The organism is Agrobacterium sp. NPDC058088 (genome assembly GCF_042885035.1).
GTDB lineage: Bacteria > Pseudomonadota > Alphaproteobacteria > Rhizobiales > Rhizobiaceae > Agrobacterium.
This window is the reverse complement of record NZ_JBHVSU010000001.1, coordinates 412,787-426,874: the sequence shown is the minus strand read 5'-3', so window position 1 is coordinate 426,874 and position 14,088 is coordinate 412,787. Positions and strand designations below refer to the sequence as shown.

10 protein-coding genes and 1 tRNA gene are annotated in these 14,088 nt (G+C 57.3%); 3 read left to right on the top strand and 8 right to left on the bottom strand.

Annotation, left to right across the window (positions count from 1 at the left end; all coding sequences use genetic code 11):
- Positions 1–120: 120 nt before the first annotated feature.
- Both ACFVTJ_RS02080 and ACFVTJ_RS02075 read right to left on the bottom strand, forming a co-directional pair.
- Entirely contained in the window at positions 121–936 is an 816-nt protein-coding gene (locus tag ACFVTJ_RS02080; RefSeq protein WP_386904212.1) for a hypothetical protein, read from the bottom strand.
- 140 nt (positions 937–1,076) lie between these two features.
- A tRNA-Ile gene (locus ACFVTJ_RS02075) sits at positions 1,077–1,152 on the bottom strand.
- Between the two features lie 178 nt (positions 1,153–1,330).
- Here ACFVTJ_RS02075 and ACFVTJ_RS02070 point away from each other — a divergent pair.
- Positions 1,331–2,074 carry an SIMPL domain-containing protein gene (locus ACFVTJ_RS02070; protein ID WP_386904210.1) on the top strand — a complete coding sequence of 248 codons (744 nt, stop codon included), beginning with the start codon at positions 1,331–1,333 and terminating at the stop codon, positions 2,072–2,074.
- Between the two features lie 161 nt (positions 2,075–2,235).
- Here ACFVTJ_RS02070 and ACFVTJ_RS02065 read toward each other — a convergent pair whose 3' ends face one another.
- The gene (locus ACFVTJ_RS02065) at positions 2,236–2,571 is read right to left on the bottom strand and encodes a hypothetical protein (RefSeq protein ID WP_386904208.1); all 336 of its coding nucleotides are present in this window, start codon (positions 2,569–2,571) and stop codon (positions 2,236–2,238) included.
- A gap of 152 nt (positions 2,572–2,723) precedes the next feature.
- A complete protein-coding gene (locus tag ACFVTJ_RS02060; protein ID WP_386904206.1) occupies positions 2,724–3,146 on the bottom strand; it encodes a secondary thiamine-phosphate synthase enzyme YjbQ in 423 nt (140 codons plus the stop codon).
- A 250-nt stretch (positions 3,147–3,396) separates the two neighbouring features.
- On the opposite strand from ACFVTJ_RS02060, the gene ACFVTJ_RS02055 reads away from it, so the two are divergent.
- On the top strand, positions 3,397–5,949 hold the full coding sequence (locus tag ACFVTJ_RS02055) for an HWE histidine kinase domain-containing protein (protein WP_386904204.1): 2,553 nt from the start codon (positions 3,397–3,399) through the stop codon (positions 5,947–5,949).
- 188 nt (positions 5,950–6,137) lie between these two features.
- On the opposite strand, the gene ACFVTJ_RS02050 is transcribed toward ACFVTJ_RS02055, so the two are convergent.
- The 4 genes from ACFVTJ_RS02050 to ACFVTJ_RS02035 all read right to left on the bottom strand — a co-directional run bounded on the left by ACFVTJ_RS02050 (position 6,138) and on the right by ACFVTJ_RS02035 (position 12,530).
- Positions 6,138–7,055, bottom strand: coding sequence for a DUF930 domain-containing protein (locus tag ACFVTJ_RS02050; RefSeq protein ID WP_386905247.1), 918 nt, complete (start codon positions 7,053–7,055; stop codon positions 6,138–6,140).
- A 195-nt stretch (positions 7,056–7,250) separates the two neighbouring features.
- The gene (rpoD, locus tag ACFVTJ_RS02045) at positions 7,251–9,305 is read right to left on the bottom strand and encodes an RNA polymerase sigma factor RpoD (protein WP_386904202.1); all 2,055 of its coding nucleotides are present in this window, start codon (positions 9,303–9,305) and stop codon (positions 7,251–7,253) included.
- A 393-nt stretch (positions 9,306–9,698) separates the two neighbouring features.
- Positions 9,699–11,684 (bottom strand): DNA primase, encoded by a 1,986-nt coding sequence (dnaG, locus tag ACFVTJ_RS02040; RefSeq protein ID WP_386904200.1) that lies wholly within the window; start codon positions 11,682–11,684, stop codon positions 9,699–9,701.
- Positions 11,685–12,077: 393 nt separating this feature from the next.
- Positions 12,078–12,530 (bottom strand): GatB/YqeY domain-containing protein, encoded by a 453-nt coding sequence (locus tag ACFVTJ_RS02035; protein WP_386904198.1) that lies wholly within the window; start codon positions 12,528–12,530, stop codon positions 12,078–12,080.
- A 336-nt stretch (positions 12,531–12,866) separates the two neighbouring features.
- Between ACFVTJ_RS02035 and carA the strand changes: the two genes are divergently transcribed.
- Positions 12,867–14,072, top strand: a complete 1,206-nt coding sequence (carA, locus tag ACFVTJ_RS02030; RefSeq protein WP_045531978.1) for a glutamine-hydrolyzing carbamoyl-phosphate synthase small subunit — start codon at positions 12,867–12,869, stop codon at positions 14,070–14,072.
- Positions 14,073–14,088 lie beyond the last annotated feature (16 nt).

Below are 14,088 nucleotides of genomic sequence, written 5' to 3'. Positions count from 1 at the left end.
TGTGGTAAATAGACAAATTACCTTGCGCATTCCTCTGGCGTTTCAAAGTTGGCACAATTCTCGCGCCCGAGCAAATTTAGCCCAAAACGTTTGTGGCTCGCCAATTTACCCGCTCCTTGTCTACATTCCTCGTGCGATAAGATTCAATAGGTTCAAGCTTTTTTCGTTTTCTGCTGGAACATAACTACTAATAAGTTCCGCAATATCATCGAGGTCCGAATCGGTTAATAGCGGAATAGAGACGCCGATGGGCGAATAGCGAGGCCCTATGCAAACCATGCCATACTCTTGCTCGAGATCAGAGGGCTCAAGTTCGGTGAAATTTTTACTGCTGTATGCGGCAAAAGCGACTTTCCCGAACGCGAACGTAGTTGTCTGATGACTAATTATAGTATTCGGGTAATTTTCATTACGTCCCAAACCGGTTCGCCGCCGTATCCGCCTTGATCTCATTTCTCCCGAGAACCGCCCAATAAATACAAACCAGTTTGTAGGCGGCTCAAGTTTTTGCTTCAAAAAAAATCGCTCTTCACTGCTTGAAGTTGCAGTCGTTTCATCCAATCGCTCCCAAGACAATGCAGTCATTACTACCCATGCAGCAATGATACGGCGTTCAATCTCAGAATTAGGAAGATCAAAGTTCTGCATCAGCGATACAATTAATGGTTTAGCGCTATTTTGGAGTGCGCTCATCCATTCATTGTTACACGTTACGCAAACCGCTCTAACTTTTCTGGTTAGCAAATCACCAAGGCGGTTATCTTTATCTAGGCGGACCTCTACGCTATCCCCATTGACGACTGAAGTGCTATGACCACTGCGATAAGCCGGTGTGGGAACATACTGTTGGAGCCACTTTGGAAACACATGTTCTTTGGAGAGATTACCGTTGCCACAATACATGCAAAAATTTCGCTTTTGAGTTTTTTTTGCCATCAAAATATCCGTATCTACGTGGACGCTCCAATATTAAAACAATATACCTCTAATTATGCCAATGTTTGCACCAGATATCCACAGATCAAAAGCCAATCCGGGGGACCGGCTTTTGAAACTTTAATCGGAACTAAAATTAATGGTGGGCCTGGAGAGACTCGAACTCCCAACCAAGCGGTTATGAGCCGCCGGCTCTAACCATTGAGCTACAGGCCCTTTCGGAAAAAATGATCCGAAACACCGGTTTCGCAATGGTTCGAATCCGGTGGTCACGCTCTAACGCAATTTTTTGAGCCCGACAAGCCATTGATGCTTCCGCAAAGCAGTGTCGCCGTATTAGCTACACAATCTAAGGCAATACCCTTCAGAGGGACTCAATCAACGAGGAAACACCATGAAGACAAAAACGGCCCGCCTTTTCGCACTCACCGCATTGACCGCAGCGGCCATGATGCCCCTTGCCGCCCAGGTATCTGCGCAGGAGGCCTCGCCGCGCGAAGCCACCATCAGTGTTTCCGGCGAAGGTCAGGCGGCCATCGCGCCCGATATGGCCATTCTTTCCTTCAGCGTCGTCAAGCAGGCGGAAACAGCTGCGGCTGCGCTGACTGAGAACTCCAAGGCGCTCGCCGATGTTCTGAAAGCGCTGAAGGATGCTGCCATCGAAGACCGCGACCTGCAGACGAGCAATTTTTCGGTGCAGCCGCTTTACAAGCATTATGAGCCCAAGGACGGCGTCTACGTCGCGCCCGAGATCACCGGTTATCAGGTTTCCAACGGCCTGACGGTGCGGGTGCGCGACCTGAAGAAACTTGGCGCGATCCTCGATACCTCCGTCAAGCTCGGCATCAACCAGGGCGGCGATATCACCTTCACCAATGACAAGCCCGAAGCCACGGTGACGGAAGCCCGCAAGCAGGCCGTGGCCGACGCAATCGCCAAGGCGAAAACGCTGACGGAAGCGGCAGGGGTAAAGCTCGGCCGTGTCATTCAGATCAGCGAAAACTCGCAGCGCCCGATGCCGGTACCGGCTGGCGCGATGCGTGCGTCGATGATGAAGGAAGCCGACAGCGTGCCGGTCGCTTCGGGTGAGAACAGCTACAGCGTGGTGGTCAACGTCACCTTCGCGCTCGACCAGTAAGATCGACGGCGGGCGGCGCCCTGGTGCCGCTCTGCCCATCTTCAGTTGCGCCACAGGCATATTCAAAATGAAATGCCCCTCGCTGCCATTTCGGAAGCGAGGGGCATTTTTCATCAATCTGCCATACGGGGATATCGACAGATCGATAATGTCAGCTGTTGTTAACGGCGAATAACCGGGCAGCCGCGCTCATTGGCGAAAACAACGCGGTCGCGGCCATAGCGGTTGAAACCTGCCACCACGACACGGCGCGGCGAGACATCAACCACGCGGGCACGGCGAAGACCCATGCGGCTTGCCTTTTCTTCCGCAAGCGAGGCCGAGCAGCCGCGACGCGGGCGGTCCGGGCGACCCCAGCCGGGACGATGACCATAACCATCCTGAACCTGGACTCTGTACTGAACATCCGGGCCTGCGGAAGCAGCCGGCGCGGTAAAGGAAATTCCACCAAGGGCGATGAGGGTAGCCAGGCCGGCTTTTGCAAAGGTGCTGAACATGAACTCACTCCGTTTGTGTCTCTGCCGACGGGGGAACATTCCCCCGGCGATTGACGGGACCGTAGACCCGCCCGTCTGAATATCAGCAGAACCGAATGTTCAGCAGGCGTTCAGGGTGGTTAACGCGAAACACCTCGATCCGGATCCCGATGTCAGGGTGAGATATGCAGCACGATTTCCCGCCGATGCGGCTGGTTTCGATGTTCGAAAAGATAAAGGCCCTGCCAGGTGCCGAGTACAAGCCTGCCCTCGCTGATCGGCACGCCGATGGAAACCGTCGTCAGCGCGGATTTAATGTGGGCAGGCATATCGTCCGGGCCTTCCAACGTGTGGATGATCCAGCCCATGGAGGGATCATCGGAAGGCGGCACGAGCCGGGAGAAGAACGCCGTGAGATCACGTCGCACATCGGGATCGGCATTTTCCTGAATGAGCAGCGAGCAGGAAGTGTGCCGGACGAAGATCGTTAGTAAACCCTCGTTGATTTCAGCCTCCGATACCAGCTCCGTTGCATGGCGCGTGAACTCATAAAGCCCCTGTCCGCGCGTTACGATCGTTATTTTCTTTTGCGGCACATTTTTTCTTTCTAATAGTCGGAACAAAATCTGAACTACCGACGTTTTGCTATGTCAAATTGTACCCGGCATTGATAGGGATGCATAAGTCAAGCAGCTGTAGTTTCTAAATTCCAAAACAAAGAAACTCATTTATAGTTGCAAGAAGAGGAAGGGCAAACCAATTAGGATGAGTTACTTCGGCGTCTCCTTCTCTAGGCAAGGACTATGTCTTTGCCACACGTATGCACTGGCTGCGGAAGACTAATTTATGGCGCCCAGTGATTATCATGTCGACCTGACCAATTGCGACCGCGAACCCATCCACATCCCAGGCTATATTCAACCACACGGCTGTCTCATCGCATGCGATAACGCCATGCGCATGGTGTTGCGGCATTCCCAAAACTGCCGCGAACTGCTCGGGATTGATGGCGATCTCAACGGCAGAACAGCCGAAGATGTGCTCGGTAAAAAGCTCGTCCACGATCTTCGCAACGCCCTGACCGTGACGGGCAGAACTACCCGCCCCGCCATGCTTCCAGCGATGGAAATGGCCGATGGCCGCAGCTTCGATATTTCGCTCCACCGCTATAAGTCCACCACGATCATCGAATTCGAGCCTTCAGGCAGCGATACGCAGCCGCTCGGCACTGCGCGCAAGATGGTGGATCGTATCCGCGAGGCGGACAGCATCGAAAGCCTGATCTCCAGAACGACCCGGCTGGTAAAGGCGACGCTGGGTTACGACCGGGTGATGATCTACCGTTTCGAGGAGGACGGCGCCGGCAAGGTCGTGTCGGAAGCAAAGCAGCCAGAGCTGGAAAGCTTTCTCGGACAATATTTCCCGGCCAGCGATATTCCGCAGCAGGCCCGCGCGCTTTATCTCAAGAACACGCTTCGCATCATCTCTGATGCCAGCGGCATTCGCGTTCCGGTCCTGCCGGCTTTCGATGCCTCCGGTGAACCGCTTGATCTCTCTTACGCGCATCTGCGCAGCGTCTCGCCCATCCATTGCGAATATCTTCGCAACATGGGTGTTGCCGCCTCCATGTCAATTTCGGTGATCGTTGACGGGGCCCTGTGGGGCCTGATTGCCTGCCATCATTATTCCCCGCGCGTGCTCACCATGCCGGTCCGGATCGCTGCGGAAATGTTCGGAGAATTTTTCTCCATGCATCTGCAAGTGCTGAAGCAGAAGCGCCGTCTCGATACCGTCAACCATGCGCATGCGGCACTCGACCGATTTCTTCAGCTTGCCGCCCATCACGCCAACATTGAAGAGCTGCTGGTCGATAGTTTTCAGGATTTTGCCGATCTGATGCCTTGTGACGGTGTCGGGCTGTGGGTCGGCAACAATTGGCACGGCCACGGCGCAACGCCGCCGCATGACGCCATTCCAAGGCTGGCGCGTTTCGTTGCTTCGGCTTCGGAAGGCAAGGTCTGGGCAACGCACGCCCTGTCTCAGGCCATACCGGAGGCGGAAATTTACGCCGGCACCGCAGCGGGAATGCTCGCGATCCCGCTCTCGCAGGTCAACAACGACTATCTGCTGTTTTTCCGCAAGGAAATCGTGCAGAACCTCAACTGGGCGGGCAATCCGGAAAAATCCTATGAAACCGGTCCGATGGGGGATCGTCTCACACCGCGCAAAAGCTTTGCGATATGGAAAGAGACGGTGCGCTTGCAGGCGCAGCCCTGGTCTGAGGATGACCGGGAAATTGCCGAAGCCGCCAGAATTGCGCTGGTCGAGGTCGCATTCCATCACAGCGAGCTCATGGCGGGCGAGAGGGAACGCGCTGAAGTGCGCCAGCGCATGCTGAACGAGGAACTCAACCACCGCGTCAAAAATGTCCTCGCCATCATTAAATCTCTGGTCGGCAACCCCTCGCAAGAGGGTAAGACCTTGCAGGAATATGTCACCGCGCTGAAGGGCCGCATTCAGGCGCTGTCCTTTGCCCATGACCAGATCATTCGCGGCGAAGGCGGTGGCGCGCTTCGCGATCTGCTGGATGCGGAATTGTCACCCCATCGGTCACCGGAAACGACGGTGAAGCTTGAAGGGCCGCAGGTCACGCTCGATTCCCGCGCTTTTTCGGTGATGGCGTTGGTTCTGCACGAACTGGCGACGAATGCCGCCAAATATGGCGCGCTTTCGCAGAATGGCGGTCAATTGCATGTGCGTTGGGACATCGACGAGAATCGCGATTGCGAAATCGAATGGCGTGAGATCCTGCCGACCACACTGCCGCTGCCCTCACGTGCCGGTTTCGGTACGGCACTCATCAGCCGCAGCATTCCTTATGATCTCGGCGGGCGCAGCACGTTGCGCTATTTGCCCGATGGTCTGGAGGCAGAAATTCTCCTGCCCTCCCGTCACGTCTCATCGGCCACGGCAAATGCCGACACGCGAACCGAACTTGAAATTGCGCCGCAGCCCAAAAGCTATAACAGGGAGGAGCCATTGAAAGTCTTACTCGTCGAAGACCAGATGCTGATCGCCATGGATGTCGAGAACATGCTGGAGGATAACGGCATCAAGACCATCGAAACGGCAACCTCGTCGGCGATGGCCATTGAAAAGCTGAAGAACTACATGCCTGACGTGGCCATTCTCGACATTAATCTCGGCTCGGACACCTCCATTCCCGTCGCCCGCGAACTCCATCGCCGTGGCATCCCGTTCATGTTCGCCACGGGGTACGCCGATGGCAGCATGGTGCCGGATGAATTTGGCGCTGTGCCGGTTATCCGCAAGCCTTATGATGAGGACGCGCTGATGGCTGGGATTGGGATTTTGGTGGGGGATACGGAGCGGGTTTGAGCGATAAGCGACAAGCGCCGCGAGGCCTACGATACGAAGTTTTCCGGCTGTTATGTCGGCGGGCGGCGCATTTTTCCGACGCGGTTCCCCATCTCTGTGACAAGCACAAGGATGAAGGTTTCGCTAGTCGCACAGGACCAAATATCCCTTCGGGGACGCATGAATATGACACAGCGCCCAACCCGCCCTCACTGAAATTGGGCGAAGCCCCGCTTTTTCGCGTCTTCCGGGCTGACTTCATTCCCGATTTTAAAGCGGAATTCCGTCACCGTGTAATTTTCCAGGTCGACTGCGCACTGGAATGAGACATCGTGCCAGCCATTCCCCGTATTGAACGCGCCGCCGGAAGCGTCGATCGAATTGCCTGAAATCCTGCCTCCGGTATCCGAATAGGGGATCATGCCCCTTGCCGCAAAACCCGCGCCCTGAATTTGAGCCAAAGCTTCGGTGCTACAAAGCTGGACGATGCGACGACGGGGCGGCAGATCGCCGAACATCTGCCGTCTCTGGGCCGGTGAAAGCAAGGACGAAGACAGCACATGTTTGGCGGCAGGAAGCTTCGCAGGTTTCTTTTCTGCGACCTCCGCAGGTTTTTCCTCGGCTGGCTTGGCCTGCGGCACTGGTGGCTGCTCTGGCTGTGTTTCTTCCTTCACGGGTGAGACCGCGATCTCCCCCTGCTCGGCGGAAGCCTGAAGATCACTGTTGGCAGTCGGTGGTGCGGGCTTCTCGTCAGCCACCTTTTCAGGCTGGCTTGCCTGCTCCTCTGAGACTTCTCTCTTTTCTGCTTCCTCCATCTTTCCAGGCTTATCTGCGGGGTCAGCCTGCGTCTCTTCGGGTCGCATGGCGATGGCCGGCAGCGTCGCCTGCGGCGGCGGCGTCGGTTTTGCCTCCTCCTTTGGCGGTGCGGGCGGTGGCGGCGGTGGTTCAGGCTTCTCCTCTTTAGCCGGCGCAGCAGGCGGCGGCGGTTCTTCCGCCTTTTTTTCCTCTGGCGGCGGTACGAGCTCGACGCTCACGCTCTCCGGCTCCTGCGGCTCGGCTATCCGCTCCGGCAATTCAAAGAAGAACAGTGCGACGATTGCAAGATGCAGCAACACGGAGACGGGCACAGCCCATCCTCCCCGCCGCCATTTGCTTGCCGAAACCTGTTGCATCCTGTTGAACCAAATCGAAGCTGAGCATTTCCAGTAAAGCGGAATGCCTGTTTTCACACATAAGGCTTGTCGCAGAGTTCGCCAGTGCATGAAACAAAAAACCCGGCCAGAGCCGACTGACCGGGTTCAATTTTGAAGGCAACGAGCAGCTTAGCTATCGAGGAAGCTGCGAAGCTTTCTCGAGCGGCTCGGATGCTTCAGCTTGCGCAGCGCCTTGGCCTCGATCTGGCGAATACGTTCACGCGTAACCGAGAACTGCTGGCCGACTTCTTCCAGCGTATGGTCCGTATTCATGCCGATGCCGAAGCGCATGCGCAGAACACGCTCTTCACGCGGGGTCAGCGAGGCCAATACGCGGGTCGTCGTTTCGCGCAGGTTCGCCTGAATGGCGGCGTCGATCGGCAGCAGCGCGTTCTTGTCCTCGATGAAGTCACCGAGATGCGAATCCTCTTCGTCACCCACGGGGGTTTCGAGCGAGATCGGCTCCTTGGCGATCTTCAGAACCTTGCGTACCTTTTCCAGCGGCATGGCCAGCTTCTCTGCCAGTTCTTCCGGGGTCGGCTCGCGGCCGATCTCGTGCAGCATCTGGCGCGAGGTGCGAACGATCTTGTTGATCGTCTCGATCATGTGCACCGGAATACGGATCGTGCGGGCCTGGTCGGCAATCGAACGGGTGATTGCCTGCCTGATCCACCATGTCGCATAGGTCGAGAACTTGTAACCACGGCGATACTCGAACTTATCAACCGCCTTCATCAGGCCGATATTGCCTTCCTGAATGAGATCGAGGAACTGCAAACCGCGGTTGGTGTATTTCTTCGCAATCGAGATCACGAGACGCAGGTTGGCCTCAACCATCTCCTTCTTGGCGATGCGCGCTTCGCGCTCACCCTTCTGCACCATCGAAACGATGCGGCGGAATTCGGCGATAGAGATGCCGGTTTCCGTGGAAAGGTTCTGGATTTCCTGACGGATTTCCCGGATCGTGTTGCTTTCTTCGCGTGCGAATTCCTTCCAGCCGCGGGCAGCCAGATTGGCGATCGACTTCATCCAGTTCGGATCGAGTTCCGCACCGTGGTACTGCTCAAGGAAGCTGTCGCGCTTGACGCCGTAGGATTCGGCAAGGCGCAGCAGCCGGCCTTCGTTCTGCATCAGACGCTTGGAAATATCGTAGAGCTGCTCGACAAGGCTGTCGATACGGTTCTGGTTCAGCGACAGCGACTTCACAGCCGTGATCAGCTGATCCTTCAGTTCCTTGTAACGGCGTTCCTGGCCGGAAGAGAGCGTACCCGTGCAGGCAAGACGCGCCTCCACCTGCTGGTCCTGAAGCTTGCGCAGCTTCTTATAGGTGTCGGCGATGGTGTCCAGCGTTTCCATGACCTGCGGGCGCAGTTCGGCTTCCATCGCGGCAAGCGAAAGGTTGGACTCGTCGTCGTCCTCTTCTTCCTCTTCCGGCGGCAGGCCGTCGCCACCCACGTCAGTCACGTCTTCGTCGCCGGTCGGGGCGCGCAGCTTGCGGGTCTTTTCCTTCTCTTCGGCGGCCTTGCGGTCAGCCTCGATCTTTTCCGGGCTCTGGAATTGGGGCGCCGCCTTGGCTTCCGGACCGGAATAGGTCGTTTCGAGATCGATGATCTCGCGCAGCAGCGTCGTGCCTTCGTTAAGCTCGTCGCGCCAGATGATCAGCGCCTGGAACGTCAGCGGGCTTTCGCACAGGCCCGAAATCATCGTTTCGCGGCCGGCCTCGATGCGCTTGGCGATGGCGATTTCGCCTTCGCGCGACAGAAGCTCGACAGAACCCATTTCGCGCAGATACATGCGCACCGGGTCATCGGTACGGTCGGTCGGTTCTTTCTTCTTGGCGGTCGCAAGCGCTGTGCCGCTGGAAGGCGCCAGTTCGCCGCCTTCGGACTCTTCGCCGTCGGAATCGCTGTCGTCTTCGCTGGCGGTTGCCTCTTCGGCATCCTCGTCCTCGATAACATTGATGCCCATATCGGACAGCATCGCCATCGTGTCTTCGATCTGCTCGGAAGTCACCTCTTCGGACGGCAGGACGGAATTCAGCTCGTCCATCGTCACGTAGCCGCGCTTCTTGGCGGCCTTGATCATTTTCTTGACCGCGTCATCCGAAAGATCGAGAAGCGGACCGTCCGTCGCACCGTCGCGTTCGTTTTCTGCTTCTTCGTTTTCTTTGACTTTGGTTGCCATCTATCTCGTCGCTTTCCCTGACGCTAACACCTGTTCCGCCGCATCGCCGTCCGCCCCTTGAGCATCCAGCGGTTTGCCGCGAATCACTGTCAGACACCTAACGGAGTGATCTTTAATTGCCGATTAACCACGGCAGCCTCAGGCAGAATGCAAAGACAGTGCACCCGGAAATGCTTGCTCATGCACTTTCTATCCGCCAAGGCTCATTCCACCTTACTTTTCCTGAATTGGTGATTCCCGCTATTTCCCGCCCCGTCAAGCCTTTGGAGGCGAGACAGCCAAGGAAATTCTCAAAAAAGGCCGCATTTTGCAGTTATCACCAGACTATCCCCTATTTAGGACGCTTGCCGCAAAAGGCAACCCCACACGTCTTTCAATTCTTGGTCACCCTTCTCAACCATGGCCGAAGGCCGGCCCCTTCACCCGCCCGGACATGACCCCGAAGCCATCGATGATCGCTTCCTGATTTTCCATGCGGCCGATTTCAAGCTGAACTTCGGCAATTGCCCGCACCAGAAGCGTGCCACGCTCGTCATCCGTCGCCTCGGCGATTTCGCGCTCCAACTCCCGTTTCTGCCAGAGCAGGGATTTTGTCCTCTTATGAAGCGAAAGCGCCTGCACATAACCTTCACGCGCATCCTCCATCGCCGCCTGTTCGGTGGCCGTCCACAGGCGGGCATTACGCACCTGCTGATCCATGGTCTTCAAAAGCGCCTCGAAACCCTGCTGCGACAGCCGCTCGATCAACCCTACCCTTGATATGTCCGCCGCATTCTCGGCCGCATAGGTCAGCACCGTCGACCACAACCGTTGCAGATCGCGGTTCTCGTAATCGATAGCGGCGATCTCGTCATATTCCTCCAGCAGCAATTCGGGATGGTTGACGATGGTGATGGCAAGAACGCTTTCTCGCAAAGAGGGCTTGGTCTGATGCCCTCTGACAAGACCGGATTGCGTCAGCCGGTCTGAAATGCTGCTGGCCGGTGCAGCCATGGCTCCGCCCCGCCCCGGCGCATTGCGCTGGAAACCGCGACCCGCGCCCTGACCGCCCTCGCGGCGGAAATTCCCGCCCTGGGAGCCGCCCGACTGGAAACGCGGCTGGAAGAAACCGTTCAGCCTGTCTCGCATATCCTGCTGGTAAAAACGGCGCACCGTCTCATCGGCAATCACGGCAACGATCTGGCGCAGACGACTTTCAAGCTGAGCCCGTTTTTCGGGCGTATCGAACGTGACGCCTGAGGTCTCGCGGCTCCATATCATCGCGGCAAGCGGCTTGGCTTCCGAAAGCACCCGGTCGAAGGGCGCACGCCCCTCCAGCCGTACAAGATCATCCGGGTCCTTGCCATCAGGCAACAGCGCAAAGCTGACGGAGCGATCCGGCTTGATATGCGGCAGGGCCAGATCGGCCGCACGGTTGGCGGCGCGAATGCCGGCCCCATCACCATCGAAGCAGAGAACCGGCTGCGGCGACATCTTCCAGAGCAGATCGAGCTGGCTTTCGGTCAGCGCCGTACCAAGCGGCGCGACGGCATTTTCGACACCCGCCTGATAAAGCGCGATGACATCCATATAGCCTTCGACGGCAATGACCGTACCGCCCGCTGCCTGCGAGGCGCGGCGTGCACGGGCGAAATTATAGAGAACATTGCCCTTGTGAAAGAGCTCGGTCTCGTTGGAATTGAGATATTTCGCCACCGCATCCGAAGCCATGGCACGGCCGCCGAAGGCAATCACCTTCTCCCGCGAGGAGAGGATCGGGAACATGATGCGGTCGCGAAAACGATCATAGGAGACCGGCACGTTTTCATGGACCACCAGCCCGCAGGCTTCCATCTGCTCCTTGGAAACACCCTTGCTCGCAAGATGCTCCTTCAGCGCGTTGCGACTGTCAGGCGCATAACCCAGCCGAAAAGTCTCGATGGTGCGCCCGGTCAGCCCGCGATCGCGCAGATAAGCCCGAGCCCGAGCGCCGAGCGCCGTTTGCAGCTGATCCTGAAAGAACAGCGTCGCCATTTCCATGACGTCCTGCAGAGAGGTACGCTCGCGCTCCCGCTTTTCCGCCTGCGGGTCGGGCTGCGGCATGGAAATGCCGGCCATATCGGCGATCTGCTGTACGGCTTCCGGGAAACTCAAGCCCTCAAGCTCGGTCAGAAAGCGGAAATGATCGCCGGAAACGCCGCAACCAAAGCAATGATACCGCCCCTTGCGGTCCTCACAATGAAAGCTCGGGCTTTTTTCGCCATGGAACGGGCAGCAAGCCCAATAATCCCCCCGTGGCGCATTGGTCTTCTTCTTATCCCAGGACACACGTCTGCCGATCACATCGGAGATGTTCACGCGGTCGCGTATCTCATCAAGGAAAGAGTTGGAAAAGCGCATGGGTTACCTGTTCGAGGCCAGTCTTTCATATAAGCGCAGAATGGCGCCAGCACCAACCCCATGAACCAGTTCACAGCCACAATACCCGATATTCACAGGGTGGCGCAACAAGCTGGCAAAGCCCTTTGCGCCTGCTTTGGGCAAATTTGTGGCGCTGCATCATCACTAAAAATTATGTTTTTGTAATTTGAGCAGTCGGTCCGCGCGATGTAAAAACATAGTCACAGTCAAAGTAACGAAATCGCAGAAATCTGCCGACGCCCGCAGGCACGTCCCCCGAAAAAACGCCTGCGCTTGAGAGCATTCTGATCCGCCGGAATGCGTTTTCGTCGACAGAAAAAAGGCAGGGCAGCCCACATCTGCCCTGCCTTTACTTTTTTGGCATTGCCGAATTTACTTCAGCAGATCCTTCACGACGCCCGAGGCCTTCGCAAAGTCGATCTGGCCGGGATAACGTTCCTTCAGCGCATTCATGCATTTGCCCATGTCGCGCAGGCCGGAGGCACCGGTCTCGCTGATGACGGCCTGGCAGAGTTCGCGCACCTTCTCAGCCGGAATTTCTTCCGGCATGAATTCCTTGATGATGACGATTTCTTCGCGCTCCTGAGCCGCAAGCTCGGGACGGCCGGCACCTTCATAGATGCTGGCGGACTCTTCCCGCTGCTTCACCATCTTGGTCAGAATCTGCATGATATCCTCATCGCTGACGGGATCCTTGCCCACGCCGCGATTGGCGATATCGCGATCCTTGATGGCGGTCTGGATGAGACGCACGGTCGAGGTGCGGCGTGCATCACGAGCCTTCAAAGCGTCTTTCAAAGTATTAGCGAACACGTCGCGCAGCATTTCTTCTTCTCCTTGGGAAAGCGCCTTCCGCAGCTTCTCGACACGGAAACTTTCCACCCTATTTTTCGAAACGACATAAACGAGCAAACAGGCTCAAGCAAATCAAATGCATAAGGCCTTGAATATACGGCGGTTTAATTCCGCGTAAATCTTGGCCCTGCGGTTGACCGCTTGGGCTGCTTTCGTTATTTTCCGGCACCTGCACGAGATTTTAACGAAGGGTCGGAACGCGAGCTTTATCGCGCGCCCCTTTATGTCACGAAGCCTGCGACAAAAATGGCCCCTTACCCCCTGCCTTTCAAGAGGCGGGGTGCGAAGCGGCAGAAACGGAACGAGATGACCGAGACAGCGCCCTGGACTACCCGCAAACCGACCGCAATGCTTGTTCTTGCCGATGGCACGGTGATTGAAGGAACGGGCATCGGCGCAACCGGCAAGGTTCAGGCCGAAGTCTGCTTCAACACGGCGCTGACGGGCTACGAGGAAATCCTGACCGACCCTTCCTATCTCGGCCAGATCGTGACCTTCACCTTCCCGCATATAGGCAATGTCGGCACCAATGAGGAAGACATCGAAGACCTGACGCCCGCCGCCCGCCGCGGTGCTGTCGGCGTCATCTTCAAGGCCGATATCACCGACCCCTCGAACTTCCGCGCCGTCAAGCACCTTGATGCCTGGCTGAAGGCCCGCGGCGTCATCGGCCTCTGCGGCATCGATACGCGCGCCCTGACGGCATGGATCCGCGAAAACGGTGCGCCGAACGCTGTCATCGCCCACGATCCGAACGGCGTCTTCGACATCGAGGCGCTGAAGGCGGAAGCCAAGGCATGGAGCGGCCTCGTCGGCCTCGATCTCGCCATCGAAGCCACCTCCGGCCAATCCTCCACCTGGGCTGAGACGCCGTGGGTGTGGAACAAGGGTTACGGCACGCTCGGCGAAGCCGATGCGAAATATCACGTCGTCTGCGTCGATTTTGGCGTCAAGCGCAACATCCTGCGCCTGTTTGCCGGCCTCGACTGCAAGGTCACCGTCGTGCCGGCACAGACCTCGGCCGAAGACATCATGGCGCTGAAGCCGGATGGCGTGTTCCTGTCCAACGGTCCCGGGGATCCGGCCGCGACGGGCGAATATGCCGTTCCCGTCATCCAGAACCTCATCAAGACCGACCTGCCGATCTTCGGCATTTGCCTCGGTCACCAGATGCTCGGCCTTGCCGTTGGCGCAAAGACTGAAAAGATGCATCAGGGCCACCATGGCGCAAACCATCCGGTCAAGGACTTCACGACCGGCAAGGTGGAAATCGTTTCGATGAACCACGGCTTTGCGGTGGATACCAAGTCGCTGCCCGAGGGCGTCGAAGAGACCCACATCTCACTGTTCGACGGCACCAATTGCGGCCTGCGCATCACCGGCAAGCCGGTCTTCTCCGTCCAGCATCACCCGGAGGCATCGCCCGGCCCGCAGGACAGCCACTATCTCTTCCGCCGCTTCGTCAACCTGTTGCGTGAAAAGAAGGGCGAGGCAGCGCTCGCCGAGCGCTGATACTTTTCCAATCCGG

Bases quoted from the DNA above. Each gene is read 5' to 3' on its own strand.
- ACFVTJ_RS02070 (WP_386904210.1), top strand. From the start codon at position 1,331: ATGAAGACAAAAACGGCCCGCCTTTTCGCACTCACCGCATTGACCGCA.
- carA (WP_045531978.1), top strand. From the start codon at position 12,867: ATGACCGAGACAGCGCCCTGGACTACCCGCAAACCGACCGCAATGCTT.
- ACFVTJ_RS02065 (WP_386904208.1), bottom strand. From the start codon at position 2,571: ATGTTCAGCACCTTTGCAAAAGCCGGCCTGGCTACCCTCATCGCCCTT.
- dnaG (WP_386904200.1), bottom strand. From the start codon at position 11,684: ATGCGCTTTTCCAACTCTTTCCTTGATGAGATACGCGACCGCGTGAAC.
- rpoD (WP_386904202.1), bottom strand. From the start codon at position 9,305: ATGGCAACCAAAGTCAAAGAAAACGAAGAAGCAGAAAACGAACGCGAC.
- ACFVTJ_RS02055 (WP_386904204.1), top strand. From the start codon at position 3,397: ATGGCGCCCAGTGATTATCATGTCGACCTGACCAATTGCGACCGCGAA.
- ACFVTJ_RS02080 (WP_386904212.1), bottom strand. From the start codon at position 936: ATGGCAAAAAAAACTCAAAAGCGAAATTTTTGCATGTATTGTGGCAAC.
- ACFVTJ_RS02035 (WP_386904198.1), bottom strand. From the start codon at position 12,530: ATGCTGCGCGACGTGTTCGCTAATACTTTGAAAGACGCTTTGAAGGCT.